17 protein-coding genes and 1 other annotated feature are annotated in these 23,675 nt (G+C 37.5%); of the genes, 2 read left to right on the plus strand and 15 right to left on the minus strand.

Features of this window, described 5'->3' with window-relative positions; translation table 11 throughout:
- Nucleotides 1-5 precede the first annotated feature (5 nt).
- The gene (locus BLQ56_RS00145; RefSeq protein ID WP_090848972.1) at nt 6-1,310 is read right to left on the minus strand and encodes a bifunctional folylpolyglutamate synthase/dihydrofolate synthase; all 1,305 of its coding nucleotides are present in this window, start codon (nt 1,308-1,310) and stop codon (nt 6-8) included.
- Between the two features lie 67 nt (nt 1,311-1,377).
- Entirely contained in the window at nt 1,378-4,020 is a 2,643-nt protein-coding gene (locus BLQ56_RS00150; protein ID WP_090848974.1) for a valine--tRNA ligase, read from the minus strand.
- An 84-nt stretch (nt 4,021-4,104) separates the two neighbouring features.
- Nucleotides 4,105-4,362, minus strand: a binding site (T-box leader).
- A 247-nt stretch (nt 4,363-4,609) separates the two neighbouring features.
- Between BLQ56_RS00150 and BLQ56_RS00155 the strand changes: the two genes are divergently transcribed.
- Nucleotides 4,610-4,798: a hypothetical protein gene (locus tag BLQ56_RS00155; protein ID WP_090848976.1), complete on the plus strand. Its 189-nt coding sequence runs from the start codon at nt 4,610-4,612 to the stop codon at nt 4,796-4,798.
- Between the two features lie 321 nt (nt 4,799-5,119).
- Here BLQ56_RS00155 and ysxE read toward each other — a convergent pair whose 3' ends face one another.
- The 8 genes from ysxE to hemA form a co-directional block, all read right to left on the minus strand.
- Complete coding sequence (gene ysxE, locus BLQ56_RS00160) at nt 5,120-6,175, minus strand: spore coat protein YsxE (protein ID WP_090848978.1); 1,056 nt, start codon at nt 6,173-6,175, stop codon at nt 5,120-5,122.
- Nucleotides 6,176-6,287: 112 nt separating this feature from the next.
- Nucleotides 6,288-7,685, minus strand: a complete 1,398-nt coding sequence (spoVID, locus tag BLQ56_RS00165) for a stage VI sporulation protein D (RefSeq protein WP_175490135.1) — start codon at nt 7,683-7,685, stop codon at nt 6,288-6,290.
- A 296-nt stretch (nt 7,686-7,981) separates the two neighbouring features.
- Nucleotides 7,982-9,271, minus strand: a complete 1,290-nt coding sequence (gene hemL / locus BLQ56_RS00170; protein WP_090848982.1) for a glutamate-1-semialdehyde 2,1-aminomutase — start codon at nt 9,269-9,271, stop codon at nt 7,982-7,984.
- A 369-nt stretch (nt 9,272-9,640) separates the two neighbouring features.
- Nucleotides 9,641-10,624, minus strand: a complete 984-nt coding sequence (hemB, locus tag BLQ56_RS00175) for a porphobilinogen synthase (RefSeq protein WP_090848985.1) — start codon at nt 10,622-10,624, stop codon at nt 9,641-9,643.
- Between the two features lie 13 nt (nt 10,625-10,637).
- On the minus strand, nt 10,638-11,408 hold the full coding sequence (locus tag BLQ56_RS00180; RefSeq protein ID WP_090848987.1) for a uroporphyrinogen-III synthase: 771 nt from the start codon (nt 11,406-11,408) through the stop codon (nt 10,638-10,640).
- On the minus strand, nt 11,408-12,337 hold the full coding sequence (hemC, locus tag BLQ56_RS00185; RefSeq protein ID WP_090848989.1) for a hydroxymethylbilane synthase: 930 nt from the start codon (nt 12,335-12,337) through the stop codon (nt 11,408-11,410). The genes BLQ56_RS00180 and hemC overlap by 1 nt, the downstream gene beginning before the upstream one ends.
- 12 nt (nt 12,338-12,349) lie before the next feature.
- Nucleotides 12,350-13,183 (minus strand): cytochrome C assembly family protein, encoded by an 834-nt coding sequence (locus tag BLQ56_RS00190; RefSeq protein WP_090848991.1) that lies wholly within the window; start codon nt 13,181-13,183, stop codon nt 12,350-12,352.
- A gap of 16 nt (nt 13,184-13,199) precedes the next feature.
- Nucleotides 13,200-14,558 carry a glutamyl-tRNA reductase gene (hemA, locus tag BLQ56_RS00195; RefSeq protein ID WP_090848993.1) on the minus strand — a complete coding sequence of 453 codons (1,359 nt, stop codon included), beginning with the start codon at nt 14,556-14,558 and terminating at the stop codon, nt 13,200-13,202.
- Nucleotides 14,559-14,851: 293 nt separating this feature from the next.
- Here hemA and BLQ56_RS00200 point away from each other — a divergent pair, with 293 nt between their 5' ends.
- Nucleotides 14,852-15,337 (plus strand): LiaF transmembrane domain-containing protein, encoded by a 486-nt coding sequence (locus tag BLQ56_RS00200; RefSeq protein ID WP_090848995.1) that lies wholly within the window; start codon nt 14,852-14,854, stop codon nt 15,335-15,337.
- A gap of 77 nt (nt 15,338-15,414) precedes the next feature.
- On the opposite strand, the gene yihA is transcribed toward BLQ56_RS00200, so the two are convergent.
- The 5 genes from yihA to tig form a co-directional block, all read right to left on the minus strand.
- Nucleotides 15,415-15,996 (minus strand): ribosome biogenesis GTP-binding protein YihA/YsxC, encoded by a 582-nt coding sequence (gene yihA / locus BLQ56_RS00205; RefSeq protein WP_090848996.1) that lies wholly within the window; start codon nt 15,994-15,996, stop codon nt 15,415-15,417.
- Complete coding sequence (gene lon / locus BLQ56_RS00210; protein WP_090848998.1) at nt 15,997-18,312, minus strand: endopeptidase La; 2,316 nt, start codon at nt 18,310-18,312, stop codon at nt 15,997-15,999.
- Nucleotides 18,313-18,529: 217 nt separating this feature from the next.
- Nucleotides 18,530-20,212 carry an ATP-dependent protease LonB gene (gene lonB, locus BLQ56_RS00215; RefSeq protein WP_090849000.1) on the minus strand — a complete coding sequence of 561 codons (1,683 nt, stop codon included), beginning with the start codon at nt 20,210-20,212 and terminating at the stop codon, nt 18,530-18,532.
- A 414-nt stretch (nt 20,213-20,626) separates the two neighbouring features.
- On the minus strand, nt 20,627-21,898 hold the full coding sequence (gene clpX, locus BLQ56_RS00220) for an ATP-dependent protease ATP-binding subunit ClpX (protein ID WP_090849002.1): 1,272 nt from the start codon (nt 21,896-21,898) through the stop codon (nt 20,627-20,629).
- 453 nt (nt 21,899-22,351) lie between these two features.
- A complete protein-coding gene (gene tig, locus BLQ56_RS00225) occupies nt 22,352-23,638 on the minus strand; it encodes a trigger factor (RefSeq protein ID WP_090849004.1) in 1,287 nt (428 codons plus the stop codon).
- Nucleotides 23,639-23,675 lie beyond the last annotated feature (37 nt).

Raw genomic sequence — 23,675 nt, forward strand, 5'->3', positions numbered from 1 at the left:
TGTGTCTAAAAATTTTTCACATAGGGGCGAACCTCTGATAAGAAGTACAATGATCCAGTTATAAGTAAAACCTCATTCTCATTAAGGTCTACTCTTTTTTGATCAATAGCTTCTTGCCATGATTCTTTATATTGCTTATTAGGATGACTTACATTTATCTCAAAGAGCTCCTTTGCACTTGAAACTCTAGGGAAATCAAAACTTGTAAAGGTAATCGAATCTGCGATTGTAACGAGCTTTCCAATCATTTCTTCGAGTTTTTTGTCTTTTAAGGCTGAAAAAATGATATGAACTTTGCGATCATTCAAATGTGATTTGACCGTTTGAATTAAACTTTCAACTCCTTCTGGATTGTGTGCACCATCAAGGATAATCGTTGGATTAGCTGCAACTTGTTCAAATCTCCCAATCCAAATAGCTTCCTTCAATCCAGCTCTAATCTCATCATTTGTAACTTCTATCAGTTTATTTTCTCTAAGATATTCAATCACCATCAGTGCCAATGAAGCATTCTTCACTTGATGAGCACCCTTCATCGTAATTCCCATTTCTTCATATAATTGTCTATTTGTTCTGACTGAGAATCTTTCACCTTGATCTGTTGAATGTTGACTCGTGATTAAATAATCAATCCCCATTACCATGAATTGAGAGGCTTGTTCTTTAGCTTTATCAACAATAACCTCTAATGCTTCAGGCTGCTCCACACTTGTAATTACTGGCACATTAGCCTTAATAATGCCTGCTTTTTCAGAAGAAATTTCTTTAAGCGTATTTCCTAAAAAGTCCATATGATCAAAGCCAATATTCGTAATGACTGAAACCATTGGCACAAAAATATTCGTTGAATCAAGTCTTCCACCAAGTCCTGTTTCAAAGACGACAACATCAACAGCACTATTTTCACTGCCAAAATAAATAAACGACATCGCTGTTATGACTTCAAATTCAGAAGGTGAACCTAATTCAGTTTTCTCTAATTCTTCTGCTAGTGGTTTTACAATATTCACAAGATCAATCAACTCTTGATTAGAGATTGGAACCCCGTTTACACTAATGCGCTCATTAAATAGTTCAAAATAAGGGGATGTAAAAGTACCAACAGTGTAACCCGCTTGCTGAAGTATGTTTCTTAAATAACAAACAGTCGACCCTTTCCCATTGGTTCCCGCAACATGGATTCCTTTAATTTTCTTTTCCGGGTTCCCAAGTCGGCTCATCATCCACTCCATTCGCAGTAAACCTGGCTTAATACCAAGCCTCAGCCTCGAATGAATCCAGAGTAAGGCATCCTCATATGTTTTAATCATAATTCTCTCTCCTTTTAAAAAACCGCCGAGCACTACTCGACGGCCTTTCATAAAAGTTACTATTTAATTACCCTCTTAATTCAGTAATACGACTGTGTACCACATTACGTTTTTCAATGTAATCCGCTTGTTTTGCTTTTTCTTCCTCAATTACTTTCGCTGGAGCTTTTTTCACAAAGCCTTCATTGCTCAACTTCTTCTCAACACGTTCTACTTCTTTGTCTAGCTTTTCTAGTTCTTTTTCAAGACGCTTGATTTCTTCGTCAATATTAATTAATCCTTGTAACGGAAGAATCAGTTCTGCTCCTGTTACAACAGCCGTCATTGCCTTGTCATCCGTTTGTACCTCTGTTGAGATCGTTAATTCACTAGGGTTACAGAAACGAACTAAGTAAGAACGATTCGTTTCTAATTGTTTAAGGATACTCTTGTCTTTTGCTTTAATTTTTAATTCAATTTGCTTGCTCATTGGTGTATTCACTTCAGCACGAATGTTACGTACTGTACGAATGATTTCAACCAATAATTTCATATCATTCGCTGCATCAGTATCAGATAGCTCTGGACGAACAACCGGCCAGCTTGCAACTGTGATTGATTCACCTTGATGCGGAAGGCTCTGCCAAATTTCTTCAGTAACAAACGGCATAAATGGATGTAATAATCTCATTGTATTGTCAAGCACATATGCAAGAATAGATCTCGTCGTTTTCTTTGCAGCTTCATCTTCCCCATAAAGTGGAAGCTTTGCCATTTCAATATACCAATCACAGAAGTCATCCCAGATAAAGTTATAAAGTAATCGACCCACCTCACCAAACTCATAGCGTTCAGCAAGCTTTGTTACACTTTCAATCGTTTCATTTAAGCGTGTTAAAATCCACTTGTCTGCAACTGACTTTTCACCAGTTAAATCAATTTCTTCATATTTGAGGCCATCCATATTCATTAATGCAAACCTGGATGCATTCCAAATCTTATTAATGAAGTTCCATGTTGACTCAACTTTTTCAATACTGAAACGTAAATCCTGACCTGGAGAACTTCCTGTTGATAAGAAGTAACGAAGTGCATCTGTACCATACTGTGCAATAACGTCCATCGGATCAACACCATTACCTAGTGATTTACTCATCTTACGACCTTGTGCATCACGAACAAGTCCATGAATCAATACGTCTTTAAATGGTCGCTTACCAGTAAATTCAAGACCTTGGAAGATCATTCTTGATACCCAAAAGCCGATAATATCATATCCGGTTACTAAAACGTTTGTTGGGTAGTAGCGCTTGTAATCTTCAGATTCGAGATTTGGCCAACCCATTGTAGAGAACGGCCATAATGCTGAACTAAACCATGTATCTAGTACATCAACGTCTTGCTCCCAGTTTTCAAGGTCTGCTGGTGGTTCCTGTTCTACATATATTTCTCCAGTTTCTTTATGATACCAAGCTGGAATACGATGTCCCCACCATAACTGACGCGAAATACACCAGTCACGGGTGTTTTCCATCCAACGCAAATAAGTATTTTCAAAGCGATCTGGGACAAAATTGACTTTATCTTCTTTTGTTTGTAACTCAACCGCTTCATCTGCTAGTGGTTGCATTTTCACAAACCATTGTGTCGATAAATATGGCTCTACAACCGCATTGCTTCGTTCACTATGTCCAACCGAATGTGAATACTCTTCAATTTTAAACAATACATCTTGCTTTTGAAGGTCTTTAACGATTTGCTTACGACACTCAAAACGGTCAAGTCCTTGGTACTTATCTGCGTTTTTATTCATTGTTCCGTCTTCATTCATTACCAAGATACGTTCTAAGTCATGACGGTTACCGATTTCAAAGTCATTTGGATCGTGTGCTGGCGTGATTTTAACCGCACCTGAACCAAATTCCATGTCTACATAATCATCCCCAACAATTGGTATTTCCCGGCCAATAATTGGCAGAATGACTGTTTTTCCAATTAAATGCTTATAGCGCTCATCTTCTGGGTGAACCGCAACAGCTGTATCACCAAGCATCGTTTCTGGACGTGTTGTCGCAATCTCGATAAAACCTGATCCATCTGAAAGTGGATAGCGCATATGATAGAAAGCACCTTGTACATCTTGATAAATAACCTCAATATCTGATAAGGCTGTTTTTGTTGCAGGATCCCAGTTAATAATGCGCTCCCCTCGGTAAATCAACCCTTTTTTATAAAGTGAAACAAACACCTCACGAACTGCATCTGATAGTCCTTCATCAAGTGTAAAGCGTTCACGAGAGTAGTCTAACCCTAGACCTACCTTTGACCATTGTTCACGGATATGACTTGCATACTCTTCTTTCCATTTCCATGATTCTTCAAGAAACTTCTCACGCCCTAAATCATAACGAGAAACTCCTTCTTCACGAAGCTTTGCTTCTACCTTTGCTTGTGTTGCGATACCCGCATGGTCCATTCCAGGAAGCCACAGTACATCATATCCTTGCATTCTCTTCATACGAGTAAGAATATCTTGTAAAGTTGTATCCCACGCATGACCAAGATGCAGTTTTCCAGTTACATTGGGTGGTGGAATAACGATTGTATAAGGCTCTTTCTTTGGATCACCTGTTGCTTCAAAGAATTTACCGTTTAACCAATATTCATAACGTCCTTCTTCCACTGTTTTTGGATCATATTTTGTCGGAAGGTTTATTTCGTTTCCTGCCATATTTATTCCTCCTACTTTCTTTTGTTAATACCTTGCATTGATAAAGCCCTTTTAAAACACAAAAAACTCCCTTTTATCCCTGTAAAAAAGGACGAAAAGGAGTTGATTTTCCGCGGTACCACCTTCATTCATAGCTTGTCATGGTAAATATGACAAAGTCTATGCTCTTAAAACCAGGTAACGGCTGCAACCGGCTTTTACTAATGAGCATAAAGGTTACGCTGTTCATAAAAGCTACTCAAGGGCGACCTTCCAACGTAATCTAACCTAAGAAATCTCACAGCTAACGATTTCTCTCTCTGAAGGTGTTACAGATGTACTCTTCCCTATCAATGTATGTATATATATTGTATTAGATTTTTAATCTATTCTCCTATAGTACAAAAAAAATGTTTTAGACGTCAACATCTTCTCCAACTTTTTATTAACTTATTCACTACATTCGGAAAGGGTTAGGCATTTTTCTTGGAGAATAGCACAATTATTGAAAACCAAGCATAATTTAATAGTAGACAATAAATAAAACGAAACAACGAGGGACATAATCTGTCCCGCTTGCGGTGCCTGGCACCGAGAAAGGGGAATAATGATGAGAAGGATTAATCCATATACGTATCCACCATGGTTACGTCAAACTAGAGCCGTTTGTGTTCAATTTACGTTGCCAATCACAATCGTACAAGGCATACGTACAATTTTTTTACCTACTACCTTTGATGTGATTCTACTCGCCATTTTTATTGTTTTAACTTGTGCATTAAAGTTGGATTGGTTTTAGTTTTAGTTCATGTTTTAAGGAATAGATGAGGCTTCCTTTCCTTTCTGTGCCAGCAAACCACTACTCAATTTCCGGATTGAGCATTGGGTGCTTGGCATAGATGAGTAGGACAGCCTCAATTTATTTTATTTAAACAGTGTTTGATGACTTTAAACTCTTAGTATGGAATGAGCGGAGAACCAATCAACTCCTGCGGGATACGCGGTACACGGGAGACCCCACAGGAGCCATTAGCGACGAGGAGGCTCCCGGACTGCCCCGCGGAAAGGGATTGGTTCGCAGCGAATGGAATTCTAAAAACGTAGTATTTCCAGAGTAACCTTATTCAAGCGTCTCTTCTTCCAACTCCTCAGCTAATTTTTGGTCCTTTTTTTGCTGCTCTTGCATCAAAATCTGTGAGGCAACAAACTCGATATTTTTGTTTAGCCAATAAGTTCTCACTAAGTTTGCAACCGACTGCTGTTCACTCATTTTAGAGTTCTTTGCATCGACATAATTAATAACCGCTCTATACATCGGTTCAGGGAAGGTTAAATAACTTAATAGCAATTGAACCTCTTCTTCTGCTAATGGATGATGCTCATTATATTCATTATAGTACCCCACACACTCTTCACTTTGAATAGGATATGTTCTTAGTGTTCGATAAAAAAATGAAACGATATCATTTACTGGTGAAGCTTTCCTAACTTTTTCAAGACTTGTAAAATATGCCCGGTCCTGATCATCATATAGCAGATGGTTAATTGATACTTTCCCATGTGTTAGAGATGTCCGGAACTTCTTCACTCCCTTTATTTGTCCATACCATTCTTCCAATCTAGCTTTTGCAAATTGACTAGCTTGCATCATCTCGTTAAAATATGTGGTAAATTGTAGTTCAAATGGTGACATATATAGTTTATTTTCACAACGGTCAATATACCCCTCAAGGTACTCCATTCTCTTTTCCCATTTTTCCTTTACAGCTTTATAATGCTGTGTAACATCCTCTTCATTGTATGTTAACTCTTCGCTTGTCACTGTATGGAAACGACCAAGCATTTTAAATAATTGCTGATATGCACTACTACGCTCATCAGGAGGTTCGTTTTTTAACCAGGGCATTAGATAATAGTATTTATTATGTTGATTTACTACAAATTCACCATCCATTGTCTTATAGAACGGAATAAATCTCGTAAATCCTTTATTATAAGCTTCACCAATATGATGAATGAAGCTCAAATCCTGAACATTTTCAATTGATTTCAAGGCAAATACACCTTTTTGTGTATATATTTTTACGACGTTCCTGCTTTTTTCCTCGATATAATTGACTGTTAAATTATACCTTTGTAGAATCGGCCCATAATCTATTTTTGTGATTACAGCCATAAGAGAACTTCACTTCCTTTTATAAAAGTTTATTAAAACTTTGTGTTCAAACAGAAAGAGCTTAAAATAAAAACAGGTGAGGGGGCTATCCCTCACTCACACTGTTTTTGTCCTATTTAGGAACTGGAATATAAAGCAATTGACCATCATTAATGTGATTATCCTCAGTTAACTGATTTACCCTAAGTAAAGATTGTACAGAAACCTCATATCGTTCTGAGATTGTCTCTAAAGAATCATTATGTTGGGCAATACAAATCTTCATTTTTGTAAAATCTTCTTCATGCTCACGTGTGAAGATTTTCGTTAAATATAAGGCATTTTCATTACGTTTCGCAGGTGCTTCCTCGCCTTGTTCTGCTTTCTCTTGTTCCTCAACAGCGGACCGTGCCCTGCGATTACTAACTGTACCGAAGTTGTAGTTTCCTTCTGGCCTTCCTTTTAACTCCACCTGTAATTGTGGTTGTTTAACTGGTTCTGGCTCTGGTTCTGGTTCTGGCTCAATTTCAGTAACAGGCTCTATTACTTCCTCAATTACTTCCTCTGGTTCCATATTATTAAGAACCTCTGGCACAGATTCATCCAGATTAGATTCCTCTGTCTGCAATACTTCGGTCTCTTGGTCCGCGGAGTAGATTTCTTTTCTAGCTTCTACCTCAAAAGGAGTATATAAGTCCTCTTCACTTTCTTCAATTGAATGGTCAGGCACTGCATAAAGATTCATATTTACTGTTTCTACCTCACCTGATTCACTATCTTGCTCATTCACAAGAGCTCTCGGAGAAAGATCATTCTCTTCCGGTGATTCAGCACTGTTAAAATTAATTTCAGGAGGAGATTCTAATTGATCTTCCTTACCCCCACGGAAAGCTAACTCAAGCTCTTGTTCCTGTTCCACTTCTTTTACAGGTTGTTCTTCTACTGCATTGACAACCTCTTCTTCTACTTCTTCTACAGGAGGCTCCTCAGTTACTGCCTCTACAACCTCTTCATCTCGTTCTGGTGAATAACTAGATGGATAGTTTAGCTCAATTGGTTCAATCTCTTCTTGTGAGTCCTCAACAGATGGAACACTTTGCTGACTACCATAAATACCACTAATTGATAGGTCTGCAACAAGCTCTAAGCATCCTCGCTTTGGCAACTCATAATCGAATGATTCAATGGCTACATACACATCATCCATGTTCTGAATTCGATTTTTGGGAATTGTAATATCTACTGGAAAGTTATGAGTAAGTTCACTTACCCCATCCTCACGAGTGATAACCTCATTAACAATCCTGACGGAAGTAAAATCACGCTCATCCTCCTCAGATGCAGTTTCATCTATACGATATTCTCCTGTTAGCTGTAGTGCACCACGAATAGAAACATATTGATCATGTTCTTGAATTACAATATTAGGATCTAACGCTATAGATACTAATTCAGAGACTTCCTGTCCTTTTTGAAACCAAACAGATTCTTCTACAGAAAATCGCAAATACGATTTGTTCTCTGACGTCAAAATCAATTCCTCCCTTCAATACCTACGGAAACTTTTACCTATGACAATACAGATTTATGTCCTGAGAGAGGGAATTATGATAACTACTTGTAGAATTTATTTAAGTTGCTGATTTTTTAAGCTTTTTGAAAAAATTGATAAAATCATGAATGTGGCGGGTAAACGAGTAAAAGTCGCGGATAAAAGCTTGAAAGTGGCGGATATTCGACAAAAAGTTGCAGATAAACTTTTCATAGACATATAAAAAAAGACGAAAATAGAAGTTTTAACTTCTATTTTCGCCCTTTTTTCTATTTTTAAGCCCTTAGTTTCGAAAACGCCACTTCTGCAGCAGCAATTGTTTTTTCTATATCTTCATTTGTATGAGCAGTCGATAGGAATAGTCCCTCGAACTGTGATGGTGGAAGGAAGATACCTTGGTCAGCCATTTCACGGTAGAAGGTTGCAAAGAACTCTAGATTCGATGTTTTTGCTCCTTCATAATTTATTACTTCTTCTGATGTAAAGAAGAATCCAACCATTGATCCTGCACGGTTAAGCTTATGAGGAATATCATATTTCGTTGCCGCTTGACCTAGCCCTTCTACTAAACGATCTGCTTTCTTACCAAACTCAACATAACTCTCAGGTGTTAACTGAATTAATGTTTCATATCCTGCTGTCATAGCAAGTGGATTTCCTGATAATGTACCAGCTTGATAAATTGGGCCACTTGGTGCGATTCTTTCCATGATTTCCGCTTTCCCACCATATGCTCCAACCGGAAGTCCACCACCAATTACTTTTCCTAAACAGGTTAAATCAGGTGTTACACCGTAAAAACCTTGAGCACAATTATAATCGACACGGAAACCTGTCATGACTTCATCAAAAATAAGTAATGCTCCATATTGTGACGTAATTTCACGTAAGCCTTCTAAGAAACCAGGTTGTGGTGGGACAACACCCATATTGCCTGCTACAGGCTCCACAATGATTGCTGCCAAATCATCACCGAATTGTTCAAATGCATATCTAACACTCTCTAAGTCATTGTAAGGTACTGTAATCGTGTTTTGAGCAACACTCTCAGGAACACCTGGGCTATCAGGTAAACCAAGCGTAGCAACCCCTGAGCCTGCTTTAATTAGCAATGAATCACCATGTCCATGATAACAGCCTTCAAACTTCATAATTTTGTTTCGTCCAGTATACCCTCGAGCAAGTCGTAACGCACTCATTGTTGCTTCTGTTCCTGAGCTAACCATTCGAACAACCTCAATAGACGGTACACGTTCTATCACTAACTGTGCTAGCTTTGTTTCAACAAGTGTAGGAGCTCCAAAGCTTGTCCCAGATTCTGTAACCTTCTTAATCGCTTCTACAACACGGTCATCTGCATGGCCGTGAATGAGTGGTCCCCATGATAACACATAATCGATATATTCGTTTCCGTCGATATCATAGATTTTAGACCCTTTTCCTCTTTCCATAAAAATCGGATCCATATTGACAGATTTAAAGGCACGAACTGGACTGTTCACTCCTCCAGGCATAATCTTCTTTGCTTCAACAAATGCTTCAGCTGACTTTTGATAACTTTTCATAAATGAACAATCCTTTCTTCATTTGAATTTTTAGTATGTATGTATTTACAGGATACTTTCGTAAACAATGTTGCTAATTATACATAGTAATTGATTTCCACTCCAGATGCGATCTTTCCGCGGGGCAGGCGATGAGCCTCCTCACAGCACAGCTCCTGTGGGGTCTCATCTGTCCTGCACATCCCGCAGGAGTCTCGCATCTTCCGTTCCAATCAAGGGATAGTATAAAGTATTTTTAAAAGAGCCACTCATAACGTTTTTTGCTAACTAAATAAACAGCCATGCACAAAAAGAAGTAATTGCATAGAAGAGTTGCTTACCACTTTAAGCTACCCAAAACCTATCTGCAAATTACTCCTTTCTACTGTATTATTTATCTTCCAATAACCAACGAGCTATATCTTTTGAGAAATATGTAATGATTAAATCAACGCCTGCACGCTTCATGCTTGTTAACATTTCCATGACAATGTCTTTCTCATTGATCCAACCGTTAGCTGCAGCAGCTTTGACCATAGAATATTCTCCACTTACATTATAAGCAACTACTGGTACATTATAGTTATTTTTCACGTCACGGATAATGTCTAAATAAGAAAGTGCTGGTTTCACAATAATAAAATCCGCACCCTCTTGCAGATCACTTTCTGCTTCTCTTAATGCTTCTAATCGATTGGCTGGATCCATTTGATATGTTTTACGATCACCAAATTGTGGTGTACTATGTGCTGCATCACGGAACGGTCCGTAGAATGCTGATGAATACTTCACTCCATAAGACATAATTGGAACATGGCCAAAGCCAGCTTCATCTAAACCAAAACGAATGGCTGCCACAAACCCATCCATCATATTTGAAGGAGCAATAATATCGGCACCTGCCTGCGCTTGGCTAACAGCTGTTTTAGCAAGTAAATCAAGGGTAGGATCATTCAGAATCTGACCTTCTTCAACGATTCCACAATGACCATGTGACGTATATTGGCAAAGACAAGTATCGGCAATAACAACAAGCTCAGGATAATGTTCTTTCACAAGGCGAGTTGCCTGTTGAACAATTCCATTATCATGATAGGCTTGAGTCCCAAGCTCATCCTTGTGATCTGGGACACCGAAGAGGATGACTGACTTGATACCAAGACCTACCACTTCATCCATTTCTTTAATTAGCAAATCTAATGATAAATGGTAAACACCTGGCATTGATGCTACTTCATTACGTTTATTTTCACCTTCAACCACAAAGATCGGATAAATAAGATCATTTACACTAAGATGTGTTTCACGGACTAAAGAACGTAAATTCGTGCTGTGACGAAGACGACGGTGACGATTAAATTGTAAATCTTGCATAGACTGTTCCTCCTTATTTTTTATAGTAAGAAATAAGCTCTGTTAACATACTATCTGTCGTATATTCACTTGGACAAACATGAACATCTATTTCAAACTGTTGTAATGCTTCTTTTGTAACTGGCCCAATACAAACAATATCAATCCTTCGCAACCATTCTCTCCATGGTAGTCCATCAACTAGCTTAACGAAATTTCTTACTGTTGAAGGGCTTGTGAAGGTGATTACATCAATTTGTTGTTGGCTTAAAAATTCCTGCAATCTATCTTTTTCACTTACATTTTCATCATTATCATAAATGACCAAATCATCGACAATTCCACCGAACTTTCTTAGCTCATTTGGTATATGTGATCGGGATAGATTTCCTCTTGCTAGTAGAAAACGATCACCATTCCTCATTAGAGGCTTCAGTGTTTCTGTTAATCCCTCTCCGATAAAGTCAGAAGGAAGTAGATCTGCCTGATAACCCTTTTGGATTAAAGCATCATTTGTTTTCGTTCCCACCACAGCAATTTTTGGTAATTTGCTAGGATGATTAGTTAAAGCATGAAAAAAGAAATCTACCCCGTTTTTACTAGTAAAAATAAGCCAATCATATGTATCTAGCTTTGAGATCTTTTCTTTAATTTCATCCTGATTTGATGAAAGTTTAAAAGAAATGAGAGGAACCTCAAGTGGTGTTCCTCCATACTGTTTTATTTTATCTGAAAAATCCTTAGCTTGCTCTTTAGCTCTAGTCACTAAAATTCGTTTTCCTAGAAGAGGAAGACGTTCTCCCATTACTGATCAAGCTCCTGTTTAACACGATCGATTAAATCCTTCGCACCTTGTGCTGAGAGCTTCCTAGCAGCCTCGTGACCAACTTCTAATGGGTCATTTCCGCGAACGACCTCTTTGTAGATTGTCTTCCCATCAGGCGACCCAACTAGAACAGTTAGAGCTATTTCATCTTGATCAAGCACTGCAAATCCTGCAATCGGCACTTGGCATCCACCTTCCATTTTGTGAAGGAAAGCACGTTCTGCTGTTACTGTTTTATTTGTAGTCAGATCATTGAATTTTGCTAACAAATCTAAAAGCTCTTTGTCGTCCTCACGACACTCAATAGATAATGCCCCTTGACCAACCGCTGGTAAACAAACCTCAGGCTCTAGGTAATCTGTCACAACGTCCTTAGACCAGCCCATACGAGCCAAACCAGCTGCAGCTAGGACGATTGCATCATATTCCTCATTTTGAAGCTTAGCAAGCCTTGTATCGATATTCCCACGTATCCATTTAATTTCTAAATCAGGCCTTTGTGCTAAAATTTGTGCACTTCTTCTTAAACTACTGGTTCCGACCACTGAACCACTTGGTAAATCACTGAAAGGGACATGGTCCTTAGAAATAATAACGTCTCGATGATCTTCACGATGTGGAATACAGCCAATCGTCAACCCTTTTGGAAGAACTGCTGGCATATCCTTCATACTATGAACAGCGATATCGATTTCTTTGTTAAGCATCGCTTGCTCAATTTCTTTCACAAACAATCCTTTTCCACCAACCTTTGATAAGGTTACATCAAGAATTTGATCTCCTTTTGTTACAATCTCTTTTACTTCAAACTCAAATGGTGCGCCTAAGCTTTTTAACTGATCGATTACCCAATTGGTTTGTGTAAGAGCAAGTTTACTTCTTCTTGAACCAACAATAATTTTTCGCATAGTAGCCTCCTGCTATAAATTCCAAAAATGAAAACGTGATAAGCTTCCAAATAGAAAGAAATTAATTAGTAAAATTAAAAATGAGCCTATATTCCATAATGCAATGGATTTCCCGTGAAGTCCAATGACAACTTTTTTATAAATATAATAACTATAAACAATAAGAACCATAAATGATCCTAATACTTTCGCATCAAACCAATGAAAAGTACCAAGTGAGATATATGCCCAAAGTATTCCTAAAAGCAAGGATAATAAAAGCATCGGTACTCCGATGATATTTAATACATATGACATATGATCTAATTTCGACAAATCATCCAACCTTAGTAAACGTTTACCCCACTTTTTCTTTTTCAATAGATTATGTTGAATCAAATATAACAAAGAAAAGACAAATGAAAGCGAGAAGGCACCATATGATAATATGGCCATCGTTACATGAATCATTAAAAGTTCTGATACAAGCTGACCAGCTTCAACAGACGACCCTCCATGTTGATCTGGTGCAAATGTATGGATTGACATGATTGAAAAACCAATTACATTCGTGAAAAAGATTGTGAAATCTACACGCAATACCCGATTTATAAACAAAGAGAGCGAAATTAATACCCAAGCAAAAAAGTATAGTCCCTCAATTAAATTAAGGACAGGGAAACGACCTGTATCGATAATTCTGAAGACTAAGAAACTTGTTTGTAAAACCCATACAAATGCAAGTAACCAGAAGGCAGCAGTGTTTGCCTTCCGGTTATTATGAAGAAAATCTATGAAATATAAAAGTACACTGAGTGCATATAAAATAACCGTTAATTCATGCAGCCTTGTAAGATTCATCTCCATCTTAGAATATCCTCTCCTATGACTGTAGAGAAGGCTCTTTGAATGGACCTAGCACAGATTGTTCAACAATGTCCTTACGTTGAGCTTGCGCCTCTCGTTCAGCTTCTACTGCATCTTCAATATCAAAAATCTTCATAAATAGCTCTAACGTTTCATCTGCATTTGTGTCTGCTGCAAGTTCTTTAACCTTTAGAATAGGATCACGTAATAATTGATTAATAATACTCTTTGTATGCTTGTTTAGAAGTTTTTTCTCGCGGTCAGTAAGGTTTGGCATTTTACGTTCAATGCTTTCCATCGTCTCCGCTTGGACACTTAAAGCCTTTTTACGTAGTGCGGAAATAACAGGAACAACACCTAGAGTTCCTAACCATTGCTTGAATTCAACAATTTCTGCTTCAATCATGATTTCGATCGTTTCAGCAGCTTTGCGTCGTTCTTGCATATTCGCTTCGACAATTCCCTCTAAATCGTCAATGTCATATAAGAAAACACTATCTAAATCAGTAAGTGCAGGATCTAAATCACGTGGTACCGCTATGTCTACCATAAACAACGGTCGACCCTTTCTCATACGTTCAATACCTGACATCATGTTTTTAGTGATTACATACCCTTGGGCACCTGTAGAACTAATCATAATATCTGCTTCGATTAATGCACATTGAAGCTCTTCTAATGGTTTAGCCGCTCCATCAAATTTCTTCGCTAGTTCTTGAGCCTTCTCAAACGTACGATTCATCACTGTTACTTTCTTCACACCACTACCGTGAAGATTTTGTGCAGCCAGTTCGCCCATCTTCCCTGCTCCAAGAATGAGAACATGTTTATTTTCAAGGTTACCAAATATCTTCTTAGCCAGTTCAACAGCCGCATAGCTTACTGATACTGCATTTGCACCAATATCGGTTTCAGCATGTGCACGCTTTGCTAATGTAATAGCTTGTTTGAATAGCTGGTTGAAGACAGTTCCAATTGTTTGTTCATCTTGTGCTAATAAGAAGCTAGAGCGAACCTGTCCGAGAATTTGCGTTTCTCCTACAACCATTGAGTTTAGTCCACATGTAACATTAAACAAGTGCTGGATCGCACCATCATTTTCATAAATGTTTAAGTAGGGAGTAAACTCTTCTTTGTTAATACCGAACCAATTAGATAAAAATGTTTTAATAAAATGACGTCCTGTATGCAACTGATCCACCACCGCATAAATCTCTGTGCGGTTACAAGTTGATATGATGATATTCTCTAATACGCTTTTTTGGGATTTGAGCTGTTTCATCGCATCTGCTAGATCAGTCGTATTAAAAGATAATCTTTCACGTATCTCTACAGGGGCAGTTTTATAATTTAATCCGACAACTATGACATGCATTCGATGACACCCCCAAATATTTATTAATAAGTTAACCAATGGCTATATAGTATAAAACCCTTATAGGGTCATTCTTTTCTCTTAAAAACCTACTGGTATTATAACATGTATACAATTTATCTTTCAAAAAAAATGTGAACAAGATGTGAATCTCTTATGGTAATATTTAAATAAAGTTCATTTAAAAAAGATAAATTAAAGCCCGTCTCCTGTTAAACTTACAATGAGTACAATACCAAAAAAAAGAATGATAATCAAGTATTCTTTACTACCTGTAATGGAGGTACACGTTTTTGAAAAAACATAGCATCTTTCCTGGTATCATCCTTATTGGAGTCGGTACCTACTTATTATTACAACAATTAAATATTTCTCTTTTTTCTGGGTTCTTTTCATGGACCACATTGATCATTATTATTGGGATAGCATTGCTTGTCCAAGCATACAGTGCTAATGATCATAGTCAAATATTGCCAGGCGTTATTCTCACTGGATTCGGGTTCCACTTCCATCCAATTAATACCTTTTCCTTCTGGCCTGATCATTTTGGAATGCTTGTCTTTATTGTTGCATTGGGGCTCATTCTTAAATCCTTAAAAACAAAATCAGATCATTCACAAGGCTTTTTGTTACTCGCATTTGCACTTTTACTATTAAACTATGATGCTTTTTTAAATAAGTTAGGTGCACTAGGTTCAGGGTTATCCTTCATCATTCGCTATTGGCCAGTAATTATTATTGCGGTTGGAATTTATTTATTGTTTATTAAGAAAAAATAAGACCGGGCACCACAAAAAAAAGAGACATAACGTCTCTTTTTTTGTTGCAAAACTACCTATTTAGTAAAATGGAATGATTACATAAAACTTTTTAATGCTGCCCAGGCTTTGTCTTTTCCTAATCCTGTTTCTGAAGAAAAAACAACAATTTGATCTGTTGGATCAAAGTTGAGTGTTTCTTTTACGACCTTTAGATGTTTTTCCCATTTCCCCTTAGGGATTTTATCAGCCTTTGTCGCAATAATAATTACAGGAATGTTGTGATGTTTGACAAACTCATACATCATCACATCATCGTTTGATGGTGCATGGCGTAAATCAACAATTTGAACAACCGCTCTTAGCTGATCTCTTCTTGTTAAATACGTTTCAATCATCTTTCCCCATGCAGCACGTTCTGTTTTCGATACTTTTGCGTATCCATAACCAGGTACATCTACAAAATGGAGTATTTCATTAATTAAATAGAAATTCAACGTTTGTGTCTTACCTGGTTTTGAAGACGTTCTTGCTAAAGCTTTTCGCGCAATCATTTTATTAATAAAGGAAGACTTCCCAACATTAGAGCGACCAGCTAAAGCGAATTCTGGTAGCTCTGTATCAGGATATTGTTCTGGTTTGACCGCACTGATTACAATTTCTGCTGTTGTTACTTTCATTTACTTTACACCTACTAATGCATGTACTAATACTTCATCTAAATGCGAAACTAGAACAAACTCTAAATCGTTTCGAACACTTTCAGGAATATCGTCTAAGTCTTTTTCATTATCTTTTGGAACAATCACTTTTGTTAAGCCTGCTCGATGAGCACTCAGTGATTTTTCTTTTAATCCACCAATCGGTAGCACGCGACCTCTTAACGTAATTTCTCCAGTCATTCCTACTTCTTTGCGTACCGGGCGACCTGTTAAGGCCGAAATTAAAGCAGTAGCAATCGTAATTCCTGCAGACGGACCGTCCTTAGGCACTGCACCTTCTGGAACGTGAATGTGGATATCGTTTTTCTCATGAAAATCAGGATCAATCTTCAGCTCATCCGCTTTTGAACGTATATAGCTAAATGCAGCCTGTGCAGATTCCTTCATCACGTCACCTAATTTCCCAGTCAGGACAAGTTTCCCTTTACCCGGCGCTAGAGCCACTTCAATTGATAAGGTATCTCCACCAAATGCTGTATAAGCTAAGCCTGTTGAAACTCCAATTTGATCTTCAACCTCTGCTTGACCATAACGAAACTTTCGTTTACCTAAGAATTCTTCAAGGTTTTTATCGGTTATTACAATGCTCTTTCTATCCTCTGACACGATGATTTTAGCAGCTTTTCTACAGATTGTTGCAAGCTGACGTTCCAGCCCACGAACTCCTGCTTCACGTGTATAGTAGCGAATAAGTGCCTGAATGGCATCGTCTTGCATCTGTAATTTACCTTCTTCTAAACCATGCTCACCAATTTGCTTCTGAAGAAGATGGTCCTTGGCAATATGAATTTTCTCAAGCTCAGTATAACCCGCGATCGTAATAATTTCCATTCGATCTAACAACGGTCCAGGAATCGTTCCAAGATTATTCGCAGTTGCAATAAACATAACCTTTGAAAGATCATAAGGCTCTTCAATGAAATGATCACTGAACGAATTGTTTTGTTCAGGATCTAAAACCTCCAGTAAGGCAGCTGATGGATCACCACGGAAATCATTTGACATTTTATCGATCTCATCTAAAAGAAACACTGGGTTAATTGTGTTTGCCTTTTTCATGCCTTGGATGATTCGACCTGGCATCGCTCCGACATAAGTTCGGCGGTGTCCTCTTATTTCGGATTCATCCCTAACCCCACCTAAGGAAATTCGGACAAAGTTACGGCCTAACGATTTAGCAATTGATTTTGCTAATGACGTTTTACCAACTCCAGGAGGTCCTGCTAGACAAAGTATCGGTCCTTTTAACGATTGGGTTAGTTGTTGAACCGCTAAGTATTCAAGAACACGTTCTTTTACTTTTTCTAAACCATAGTGATCTTTCTCTAATACTTCTTCAGCATGACCAATATCTAATTGATCTTCGGTCATATTACTCCATGGAAGCACTAATAACCATTCAATATAATTGCGAATTACTGCACTCTCAGCTGACGTCTGTGGAATTTTCTCATATCGATCTAATTCCTTTAAAGCAATCTTCTCCACATTTTCAGGCATTCCAGCGGCTTCAATCTTTTCTTTAAGAGTTGTGACTTCACCTGTTTTACCTTCTTTATCACCAAGCTCTTTTTGAATCGCCTTCATTTGCTCACGGAGATAATATTCCTTTTGTGTTCTTTCCATGGACCGCTTTACACGTTGACCAATCTTTTTCTCTAATGTTAGGACTTCTTTTTCATTATTAATAATCGAGATAATCTTATTAACACGTTCTTTAACATCCAGTGTTTCTAAGATCTCCTGCTTTTCTTTTAACTTGAGCGGTAGGTGTGAGGCGATAATGTCCGCCATTCTGCCAGGCTCTTCAATATCTGTAACACTTGAATATGTTTCAGTAGAAACTTTTTTCGAAATTTTTATGTACTGTTCAAAATACTCAAGCATCGTTCTCATTAATGCTTCACTTTCAACATCTTTAGATGGATCATCTTCAAATGTTTTCACTTTAACAGACACATATTTTTCTTGCTCCTGAAATTCAGTGATTTCAGCTCTTGATAGACCCTCTACTAATACTCGAATCGTTCCGTTTGGAAGCTTGAGCATTTGCTTCACCTTTGTTAATGTACCTATTGGATAAATATCATCTTCACCAGGGTCATCCACTGATAAATCAGTTTGCGTGGTCAAAAAGATGATATGGTCTTCAATCATCGCTTTTTCTAATGCTTGTACAGACTTGTCACGTCCCACATCCAAGTGCAAAACCATTGTTGGGTATACCAGTAAGCCTCTAAGCGGTAAGAGAGGAACAATGATTTCATTTTCCATTGCAAACACCTCAAAAATTATATTTTATGTAATAACGAAAAGCGCAAGCGCCCCGTTGTAATGGGGCGCTACAGCTAGACTCCAACGCTAAGTAAACAATTGTTCATACACTCTTATTTTTGATAGAATGTCTAAATTTATTCGCCTTTGTATCATTCTATCTTATTTGACTATACGTGTCTATTAGCGTGCATGTTTCGAAAAGACCAATAGAAGACTATACAGACTCTTTATGTGATAGTGTTGACGTAGATGTTGATATTACCTCATCTTCTGTAAGTGAAATACTTGATTTGGATAATGCAAGCTCAAATACTTCTTCTAAATGGGTAACTGGGATAATTTCGATCCCTTCGATTTCTCTCAAGATATTTTGCATATTTTCTTGAGGGATGATCACTTTTTCAACTCCAGCCTGTTTGGCTGCTTTTACTTTTGCAACAACCCCACCTATCGGTTTTACGCCTCCATGAATACTAATTTCACCTGTCATCGCTATTTTATTATTGACTGGTAATTTATGAATAGCAGAGTATATTCCAGTTGCCATCGCAATTCCAGCAGACGGTCCATCGATTGGAACTCCGCCAGGAAAATTAACATGAATATCATAATTGGATGCTGGGACACCCATTGACCTAAGGACAGTTATAACATTTTCAATCGATCCTTTTGCCATACTTTTTCTTCTAATTGATTTACTACGATCCCCTATACTTTCCTCTTCAACAATCCCAGTAATATTAATCGACCCTTTATCTTTTTCAGTAGCAATAACAGTAACCTCGATATCAAGTAATGAACCAGTATTAGGTCCATAAACAGCTAATCCATTAACAAGCCCTACCTTTGATTGATCAGCAATTTTCTTCTCATTTCTTGGTGTTAATTGACTTGAATGAATAACCCATTCAATGTCATCCTCTTTAATATCAATGCGGTCTTCCGAAATAGCTAACCCAGCTGCAATTTGCACCATATTCACAACTTCTCGGCCATTACGACAATAACCAGCTAAAGTTTTAATCCCTTTCTCTGTTGCTGTCATTCCAACCTTGTCAAGCGCATTTTCTACAACCTTTGTTAGTTCATCCTGATCAAGTTCCCTGAAGAATACTTCCAAACACCTTGATCTTATAGCAGGTGGAATTTCATTTGGTGTTCTTGTGGTTGCACCAATCAAACGGAAATCTGCTGGTAAACCATTTTTAAAAATATCATGGATATGTGATGGGATTTGTGTGTTTTCTTCGTTATAATACGCACTTTCTAAAAATACTTTTCGATCTTCTAATACTTTAAGCATTTTGTTCATTTGTATCGGATGGAGTTCACCAATTTCATCGATAAATAATACTCCACCATGAGCATGTGTTACTGCTCCTTGTTTTGGTTGAGGAATACCCGCCTGCCCCATAGCCCCTGCACCTTGGTAGATGGGATCATGGACCGAACCAATTAATGGATCAGCGATTCCTCTTTCATCAAACCTGGCAGTTGTTGCATCTAATTCAACGAAAACTGCTGAATTTTTAAAGGGTGATTTCCCATTTCTTTTTGCTTCCTCTAGAACTAATCTTGCAGCGGCTGTTTTCCCAACACCTGGTGGGCCATAAATAATCACATGCTGTGGGTTAGGTCCACACAAAGCAGCCTTCAATGATTTAATTCCATCCTCTTGACCTACAATATCGTTAAAACTTCTAGGTCTTACTTTTTCAGCGAGAGGTTCAGTTAACGAAATTGCCCTCATTTTTCGTAACTGATCCATTTCTTTCCTTGATTCCTTATCGATAGAAACCTTTTGTGTTCTTTGATTTTTAAGTAAATTCCAAAAATAGAGACCAATAATAATCCCGAAAAACAGTTGTACAAATAAAGCAATGCCTGTCCAACTCATATAATACCTCCTGCACTCTGGTTGTGATAAGATTTTGCTCCTAGCAGAGTGAACCCTCTACCCTTTGGGAAGCTTTTTCTCTCTTCCGCCTTCCATTTCACCTAAAGTATGTATTCCTTGAAATTTGTTAATTTGGAAGTTCTATTCTCCTAGTATCTCCTGCCATGAGATGGAATAAACAAAAAAATGGGATTAACATTAGAAAAGCGAAAGCGACTTGTTCACCCTCAGGCAGGCATAAGGCGAATCACGCAGGAAATCTTGATTCCTGAAATGAATTGACTTATGACCTCGGGGGTTAGGAGCTGGAGCTAGACACTAAAACCGAGTTCAGAACTTATACTTTTCTATAACAAAAAAAAGCCCGATAATGATGGAAATTCCAATCACTATCGGGCTTTTTATAATTCTGTATTAAGCTGACTTTTCTGAATCGTCATCGCCTTTAATAATAGTACCGTCTTCAAGAAGAAGCTTAGGAGAACTATTATCAGCTACTGTTTCGCCTGTAATAATACATTTTTTAATATCATCTCTTGATGGTAAGTCAAACATCACATCAAGCATAATTGTTTCAATAATTGAGCGTAAACCACGCGCTCCAGTTTTTCGTTCAATTGCTTTTTTCGCAATTTCTAAAAGAGCACCATCTTCGAATTCTAATTCTACTTCATCCAATTCAAGCATCTTTTGATACTGTTTAACTAGGGCATTTTTAGGTTTCGTTAAAATTTCTACTAGCGCTTCTTCATCAAGCGGCTCTAAGCTCGCAATGACTGGTAACCGCCCGATAAATTCAGGAATTAATCCGAATTTTAATAAATCTTCTGGCAATGCTTTGGAAAGTAACTCTTTTTGAGTTAAGTCCTCTTGCTTAAGATCAGACCCAAAACCAATGACCTTTTTACCAAGACGACGCTTAACAATTTGTTCAATGCCATCAAATGCTCCACCAACAACGAAAAGAATATTCGTTGTATCAATCTGAATAAATTCTTGATGTGGATGCTTACGACCGCCCTGTGGAGGTACACTTGCTACCGTTCCTTCAAGAATCTTAAGCAATGCCTGCTGTACACCTTCACCTGAAACATCACGAGTAATAGAAGGGTTCTCAGACTTACGAGCTACTTTATCGATCTCATCGATATAGATGATTCCTTTTTCCGCTTTTTCAACATCATAATCAGCAGCTTGAATCAACTTAAGGAGAATATTTTCGACATCTTCACCAACATAACCAGCTTCAGTTAATGAAGTTGCATCAGCAATCGCAAACGGAACATTAAGAATACGAGCTAAAGTTTGTGCAAGTAACGTTTTACCACTACCAGTAGGGCCAATCATGACGATATTACTTTTTGAAAGTTCAACATCATCAATCTTGCTATTTGAATTGATGCGCTTGTAATGATTATATACTGCTACAGATAGAGACTTCTTCGCAGATTCTTGACCAATTACATATTCATCTAAAATTTCTAAAATTTCTTTTGGTTTTGGAACATCCTTGAATTCAACTTCTTCTTCTGTTCCAAGTTCTTCTTCAACGATTTCTGTACAAAGTTCGATACACTCATCACATATGTAAACACCAGGCCCGGCAACTAATTTGCGGACTTGATCTTGTGTTTTACCACAGAATGAACATTTAAGCTGTCCTTTTTCATCGTTAAATTTAAACATTTTGTCACCCCTTATTCTATCTTCTCTTTCTACCTTCACTCTTTTAAAACTAAGTATTAATGATTGAGTCTCTCCCTGAACCAATAATCACTCAATAGTTATGTACTGAATTGTATCATAGATTGAATTTAAACTGGTAATGATAAACCTTTGGTCAAATATGTAAGTATTTCAGGGTAAAACGAAAACAGTTATGTACTATGTGAAAAAAATTGAACGAAAATGCGCCCTACCTCTATCATTCCCATTAAATCGAGATTAAAACTTATCAATTAAAATTGAAGTTCCTAAACAATTCGGTATCCTTTTACTAAATGCTGTGGATGAGATGTATTATTTAAAATATGTAAATCTTTCATACAATATGTATACGAATAGAATGATGCGAATATTAATTAAATTTTGGTACAAAACAAGGCACGATAAAATCGCGCCTTATTCTAACTACTTATATTATGCAATACTTTTGCTGTTTTCTACAAGGAAATCAATTGCTTTTCTTACTTTTAAATCTTCTTTCAGACCTTCAACTCCACCTAACATTGTTTTAAGTTGATCTACTGGAGTTTGGTACATTTCAGCCATTTTTTCAAGCTCAGCATTTACATCTTCTTCAGACGCTTCAAGATTTTCAGCAATCGCAATAGCTTCTAATGTAAGATTAATGCGAACACGCTTTGCAGCATCCTCTGCCATTTGAGCACGTAACGCAGACTCATCTTGACCTGAGAATTGGAAGTATAACTCAAGGTTCATACCTTGCATTTGTAAACGTTGCTCGAATTCTTTAAGCATACGATCTAATTCAGTATTAACCATTGATTGTGGAACATCAATTTCAGCATTTTCAGCTGCCTTTTCAATTAATGTATCTTTCAATTGATTTTCTGAATCAGTTTTCTTTGTTTCTTCTAGACGAGTTCTAGTTTTAGCTTTTAACTCTTCTAAAGTTTCAACTTCATCATCAACATCTTTAGCGAACTCATCATCTAATTGTGGAAGTTCTTTTGATTTGATTTCATGAATTTTCACTTTGAATGTTGCTGGCTTTCCTGCTAAGTTTTCAGCATGGTATTCTTCTGGGAATGATACTTCAACATCCTTCTCATCACCATTGCTTAATCCAACTAGTTGCTCTTCAAAGCCTGGAATGAACGAACCAGAACCAATCTCTAATGAATAGTTATCAGCTTGTCCACCTTCAAATGCTTCTCCATCAACAAAGCCTTCGAAATCAAGAACTACTGTATCACCATTCTCAACTGTTCCTTCTTCTTTCACAACTAATTCAGCATTACGCTCTTGAAGTTGCTTTAACTCACTGTCAACATCTTCATCAGTTACAGTTGCATCAAGAACTTCAACTTCTAAGTTCTTGTATTCGCCTAATTTTACTTCTGGCTTAACAGTAACTTTTGCAGTGAAGATTAAACTTTTTCCTTTTTCGATTTGTTCAACATCTACTTCAGGACGATCAACTGGCTCGATTCCAGTTTCTTCAATAGCTTTTGAATATGCTTCTGGAAGAAGAATATCTAAAGCATCTTGATATAGTGATTCAACACCGAAGCGTTGTTCGAACATTCCACGAGGTACCTTCCCTTTACGGAAACCTGGAATATTAACTTTAGTTACAACCTTTTTAAATGCAGCGTCAAGACCTTCATTGACCTTTTCTGCATCTACCTCTATTGTTAGAACACCTTGATTACCTTCTAACTTTTCCCATTTTGCAGACATGTATATTTCCCTCCAACATCAATTAATGTAGAAAATA

This window comes from Litchfieldia salsa, from assembly GCF_900104555.1.
In the GTDB taxonomy this organism is placed as follows: domain Bacteria; phylum Bacillota; class Bacilli; order Bacillales; family Bacillaceae_L; genus Litchfieldia; species Litchfieldia salsa.

Excerpts from the sequence above, each read along its gene's own strand:
- BLQ56_RS00145 (WP_090848972.1), bottom strand. The coding sequence starts at position 1,310 with ATGATTAAAACATATGAGGATGCCTTACTCTGGATTCATTCGAGGCTG.
- BLQ56_RS00150 (WP_090848974.1), bottom strand. The coding sequence starts at position 4,020 with ATGGCAGGAAACGAAATAAACCTTCCGACAAAATATGATCCAAAAACA.
- BLQ56_RS00155 (WP_090848976.1), top strand. The coding sequence starts at position 4,610 with ATGAGAAGGATTAATCCATATACGTATCCACCATGGTTACGTCAAACT.
- ysxE (WP_090848978.1), bottom strand. The coding sequence starts at position 6,175 with ATGGCTGTAATCACAAAAATAGATTATGGGCCGATTCTACAAAGGTAT.
- hemL (WP_090848982.1), bottom strand. The coding sequence starts at position 9,271 with ATGAAAAGTTATCAAAAGTCAGCTGAAGCATTTGTTGAAGCAAAGAAG.
- hemB (WP_090848985.1), bottom strand. The coding sequence starts at position 10,624 with ATGCAAGATTTACAATTTAATCGTCACCGTCGTCTTCGTCACAGCACG.
- BLQ56_RS00180 (WP_090848987.1), bottom strand. The coding sequence starts at position 11,408 with ATGGGAGAACGTCTTCCTCTTCTAGGAAAACGAATTTTAGTGACTAGA.
- hemC (WP_090848989.1), bottom strand. The coding sequence starts at position 12,337 with ATGCGAAAAATTATTGTTGGTTCAAGAAGAAGTAAACTTGCTCTTACA.
- BLQ56_RS00190 (WP_090848991.1), bottom strand. The coding sequence starts at position 13,183 with ATGGAGATGAATCTTACAAGGCTGCATGAATTAACGGTTATTTTATAT.
- hemA (WP_090848993.1), bottom strand. The coding sequence starts at position 14,558 with ATGCATGTCATAGTTGTCGGATTAAATTATAAAACTGCCCCTGTAGAG.
- yihA (WP_090848996.1), bottom strand. The coding sequence starts at position 15,996 with ATGAAAGTAACAACAGCAGAAATTGTAATCAGTGCGGTCAAACCAGAA.
- lon (WP_090848998.1), bottom strand. The coding sequence starts at position 18,312 with ATGGAAAATGAAATCATTGTTCCTCTCTTACCGCTTAGAGGCTTACTG.
- lonB (WP_090849000.1), bottom strand. The coding sequence starts at position 20,212 with ATGAGTTGGACAGGCATTGCTTTATTTGTACAACTGTTTTTCGGGATT.
- clpX (WP_090849002.1), bottom strand. The coding sequence starts at position 21,898 with ATGTTTAAATTTAACGATGAAAAAGGACAGCTTAAATGTTCATTCTGT.
- tig (WP_090849004.1), bottom strand. The coding sequence starts at position 23,638 with ATGTCTGCAAAATGGGAAAAGTTAGAAGGTAATCAAGGTGTTCTAACA.